The following is a 4,495-nucleotide window of genomic DNA, read 5'->3' as shown; positions in this document are numbered from 1 at the left end:
CCGGCGGCGAGCAGACCGCGCCGGGTCATGCCGCGGGCGCCCGTACCGGTGCCGGGCGCCGGCGAACTCCCGCCGCTACGGGCGTCGTTCGCGCCCGTCCGCCGCGTCGGCGTGGTCGCCATCCCCGATCCCCCCTAGTCCACTTCGAGTTCGAGGAGTCCGGGCGTCGCCGGAAGGCCGGACGGCGCCGGGGAGTCCAGGTAGAACAGCGCGGTCGAGGCGATGTCGTCGCTGGTCGGCCGGTAGCGGTGCGGCAGCCCGTTGCCGTTGCCCGGCCCGATGCCCAGGGACTGCACCGTCACCCGCAGGTCCTCGGCGAACCGGACGGGATCGGCCACGTGCCACCGGTACATCCCGAACCGCTGCTGGCTGGCGTAGAGCCCGTCCGGGCGGAGGATCTGGTGCAGCCCGAGGTACGGCGTGGTGTACGCGGTGTAGCCCTGCCCGGCGACGTCGAAGTTCCAGGCGCCGCCGAAGTAGTCCTCCGTACCGGTGCCGCAGATCGTGGGGAAGCCGGTGTCGCCGTCGAGGTAGAACTTCACCTCGCCCTCGCCCCACCAGCCGGGGCTGCCCGTCGCCCAGGCCAGATAGGTGCCCACGTACTGTCCGCGCCCCTCGACCCCGTCCAGCAGGGTGTGCGTCTCGCCGTACGGCACGGGCCGGCTGCGCCGCCAATGGGCGTGCAGGAAGCAGGAGTCGGCGGGCACGGAGCCCAGCTCGTAGTCGATCTGGTAGTAGAGGACGACCGTCTCGGCGGAGAGGTTCTCCAGCGTGAAGCGCGCACGGTCCTGGAAGGGCATCGGCCAGTACGCGTTGAAGCCGCCGTTGGGATTCGCCGCGACGGGCTGCGAGGAGACCTGGCCGAAGACGTTCCAGCCGTTGCAGAAGAAGTCGCCGAGCGGCACCTCGACCGCCGGCTCGGCCTCCCCCTCCCAGTACGCGCGCAGCAGGGTGCCGCGCCAGGCGCGGTGCGGGGCGGTCGTGCACCAGATGTGCCGTACGGTCCCGGGCCCCGCGATGTCCGCCAGTTCGGCCGTCTCACCCGGGGCGATCTCGATGCTCGGCGAGATCTTCCAGCCCCGGCCCAGCTCCCCGGCGGCCTGTGCGCCGGTACCCTCGGTGGCACGGCCGCCCGCGCCCTTGGCGCCGGTGAAGTTCTCCGGACTGACGGAACGGCTGATCTTGTCCGTCCGCCTGGCCAACTCGTCGAGCATGCGCACTCCGTGGGTGAGAACGGGTGGTGGGTCACGGCGAGCGCCGTGAAATCGATTTCTCAATACCCCTGCACCGGCGCACAGTTGGAAAAGGGAAGATGGCGGAGGCGGCAGGGCACAACAGTGGTGATCTTCAACGAGGCCGCTCAGCAAGCCTGTTGAAATCCATTTCACGCGAACGTAGGGTTCATCCGCAGAAGGTGTCAAGAGGTTGTGCACGGCGGCTCCCGGCGGCCGGCGCACGGCGGCGAAGGAGTCCCGGTGGCAACGATCAGCGACGTGGCACGGACCGCCGGGGTCTCCCCCGCGACGGTCTCCCGGGTCTTCAACGGCGGCCGCGTCACCGCCGAACGCGCCGAACGCGTCCGCAGGGCCGCCGCCGACCTCGGCTTCTCGCCGAACCGGGTCGCGCGCTCGCTGCGCATGCAGCGCGCCAGCGTCATCGGCCTGCTCATCCCGGACATCGAGAACCCCTTCTTCACCTCGCTCGCGCGCGGCGTCGAGGACGCCGCCCAGCGCACCAACCTCTCCGTGGTGCTGTGCAACACGGACGAGGACGTCGACAAGGAGCGCCGCTACCTCGACATCGCCCTCGCCGAACAGATGGCGGGCGTGATCGTCGCCGCCGCCTCCCGCAAGCGCACCGACCTCTCCGCGCTCGCCGCGCGCGGTATGCCCGTCGTCGCCGTGGACCGGCGCCCGCGCGCCGCCGCCGTCGACGCGGTCATGGTCGACAACCAGCACGGCGGCGAGGACGCCACCGCGCATCTGCTGGAGCGCGGCTACGAGCGGATCGCCTGCATCACCGGACCCGCCGGGGCCTCCACCTCCGAGGACCGCCTCGCGGGCTACCGCGCCGCGATGCACGAGGCCGGCGTCTCCGGCGAGTGGACGCGCGCCCACACCCGGCACGCCGACTTCCGCGTCGACGGGGGCTACGCGGCCATGCGCGAACTGCTCGCGCTCCGCACGCCGCCGGACGCGGTCTTCGTCGCCAACAACCTGATGACGGTCGGCGCCCTCCAGGCGCTGCGCGAAGCGGGCGCCGAGCCACCGGAGTTCGGCATCCTCTCCTTCGGCGACGTCCCGTGGGCGTCGCTGGTGCGTCCGCCGCTGACCACCGTGCAGCTTCCGTCGTACGACCTGGGCGCGTCCGCGGCGGCGCTGCTCCAGGACCGGCTGGCGGGCTCGGACAAGCCGCTGCAGACGGTGGTGCTGCGTACGGTGCTGCGGGCGCGGGCGAGCACGGCGGGGCCGGGCGGGGGCGGGGAGCCGGCGTAGCGGCGGACCGGCGGACCGGCGGACCGGCGGACCGGGGAGGGTCCGGGACGGCCGTCGGACGCGGTACGGACGGGGCCGCGCACCGGCCGAAGGCCGTCGTCACGGGGCCGTGTGCGCTCGGCGAGCGATTGTCGGTGGGCGGTGGGAGCCTGATTCGTGTCAGGGCCTTCCGAAGGGAATCACCATGATCACGACTGACTATTCCGTCGGCTCCCCGTGCTGGCTCGACCTCGGCGTGCGGGATTCCGCGGCGGCGAAGCGCTTCTACGGAGGGGTCTTCGGCTGGACGTTCCAGCCGTTCGGATCGGGCGAGGAGGAGTTCGGCTTCTTCAAGTCCGACGGGAAGACGGTCGCCGCTCTCGGCCCGCTCGACGAGGGCGCCCGTTCCTCCTGGATGATCTACTTCAGCACGCCCGATCTGGACGCGGCCGCGCAGCAGGTGCGGCAGGCCGGAGGCTCGGTGCGGGTCGATCCGTTCGACGTCAACGACCAAGGCCGCATGGCCCAGTTCACCGATCCGCAGGGCGGGCAGTTCGCCGCGTGGCAGCCGGGCAAGACGGCCGGTCTGGAGACGGTGGACGAGCCCGGCGCGCTGATGTGGGTCGAGCTGTACACGACGGACTCCGAGCGGGCCAAGGAGTTCTACGAGACCCTGTACGGCTGGGATTACACGGACATGCCGATGCCCGGCGACGAACCCGGCGACGAGCCCGGCACGTACACGATCATCGGCCCCTCCGGCGCACCCCAGGAACGGATGCACGGCGGACTGATGCAGGTGCCCCCGGACGCCCTCGCCCTGGCGGGCGGCACCCCGTTCTGGCACCCGGTCTTCCACACCAACGACTGCGACGCGACGATCGCCAAGGTCACCGAGCTGGGCGGCAAGGTGGTCATGGGTCCCGAGGACGCGGAGGGCGTGGGACGCATGGCGGTCTGCCTCGACCCGTTCGGCGCGGACTTCGTCGTCCTCCGGCCGTCGATGTGAGGCGGGGTGTCATGTGAGGCGGGGCCCCGCCTCCAAGTCGGTGCTCCAAGTCGGCGCCGGGCGGCGCGAGATGGCGCCGGGCGCCGGCCGCGGGGTGCTCGTTCCGTGACGCGTTCCGTGACCTCGTACAGCGGCGTCCGTCCCGTGACGTACGTCCCGTGGCGTCGGTCCCGTACCGTCTCGGTGTCCGCCCGCCCCCGACGACCGACTCGATGCGATGCCCTCCGACTCAGCCGGCTTTCTGCTCCGCGGCGACCGCGTGGGCATCAGGCACGTCACGCTCGACGACTACGAGGAGATCAGCGCCCGCCTCCGGGAGAGCGAGGCGTTCCACCGGCCCTGGATACCGCGGCGGGAGACGACGCGCGAGACCTTCGCCGCGTACGTCGCGAGGTGCCGACTGCCCACGCACGAAGGCTTCGTGATCTGTCGCGCCGATGACGGTGCGGCGCGGCCGGTCGTGGGCGCGGTCAACGTCAACGACATCGTGCGCGGCAGCCGGCAGAGCGGGGCGCTGGGCTATGTCGCGTACGCCTCCACCGCGGGCCGCGGCTTTATGACGGAGGGCGTGGGCCTCGTGGTCCGGTACGCCTTCGAGGAGCTGGGCCTGCACCGGCTGGAGGCCAACGTCCAGCCGGGCAACGGGCGTTCGGCGAGGCTCGTCGAGCGGCTGGGGTTCCGGTACGAAGGGCACTCGCCCGCCTTCCAGTTGATCGACGGCGAGTGGCGCGACCACGACCGATGGGCGATCACCGCGCCGGAGTCCAGCACGTCACGGCCCGGCATGTGACGGCCCGGAGCGTCACGGCCCGGGGCACAGCCCGTCAACGCCCCACTCCACGGCGCGCGTTCGGCCGCCGGTCCAGCCCGGCCCGTCCCGCGCCCCGTCCGGTCCCGTCTCGCCTCGTCCCCTCACGCGTCCAGCGCCTCGCGCCACAGCGCGACCAGACCGGCGTCGACCTTTCCCTCCCGGCCGCCGCGCCGCGCGGGGCCGCCGATGTGGAAGGCGGTG

General features: G+C 72.4%; 4 protein-coding genes. 3 read left to right on the top strand and 1 reads right to left on the bottom strand.

The annotated features are described in order from the left end of the window. Positions 1-134 precede the first annotated feature (134 nt). Entirely contained in the window at positions 135-1,214 is a 1,080-nt protein-coding gene (locus AN218_RS14900) for a glycoside hydrolase family 172 protein (RefSeq protein ID WP_070017376.1), read from the bottom strand. A gap of 261 nt (positions 1,215-1,475) precedes the next feature. On the opposite strand from AN218_RS14900, the gene AN218_RS14895 reads away from it, so the two are divergent. From AN218_RS14895 to AN218_RS14885, 3 genes are all read left to right on the top strand, one after another. After that, positions 1,476-2,495: a LacI family DNA-binding transcriptional regulator gene (locus AN218_RS14895; protein WP_070017377.1), complete on the top strand. Its 1,020-nt coding sequence runs from the start codon at positions 1,476-1,478 to the stop codon at positions 2,493-2,495. Positions 2,496-2,679: 184 nt separating this feature from the next. Beyond that, positions 2,680-3,483, top strand: a complete 804-nt coding sequence (locus AN218_RS14890) for a VOC family protein (protein ID WP_070017375.1) — start codon at positions 2,680-2,682, stop codon at positions 3,481-3,483. Between the two features lie 217 nt (positions 3,484-3,700). After that, entirely contained in the window at positions 3,701-4,273 is a 573-nt protein-coding gene (locus AN218_RS14885) for a GNAT family N-acetyltransferase (RefSeq protein ID WP_070017374.1), read from the top strand. Positions 4,274-4,495 lie beyond the last annotated feature (222 nt).

Origin of the sequence: Streptomyces nanshensis (genome assembly GCF_001751255.1) — a bacterium.
In the GTDB taxonomy this organism is placed as follows: domain Bacteria; phylum Actinomycetota; class Actinomycetes; order Streptomycetales; family Streptomycetaceae; genus Streptomyces; species Streptomyces nanshensis_A.
Note: the sequence above shows the minus strand (reverse complement) of the source record. Positions and strands in the feature narration are given on the sequence as shown.

What these genes read in the sequence shown, in the direction of transcription:
- AN218_RS14885 (WP_070017374.1), top strand. Translation starts at nt 3,701, where the DNA reads ATGCCCTCCGACTCAGCCGGCTTTCTGCTCCGCGGCGACCGCGTGGGC.
- AN218_RS14890 (WP_070017375.1), top strand. Translation starts at nt 2,680, where the DNA reads ATGATCACGACTGACTATTCCGTCGGCTCCCCGTGCTGGCTCGACCTC.
- AN218_RS14900 (WP_070017376.1), bottom strand. Translation starts at nt 1,214, where the DNA reads ATGCTCGACGAGTTGGCCAGGCGGACGGACAAGATCAGCCGTTCCGTC.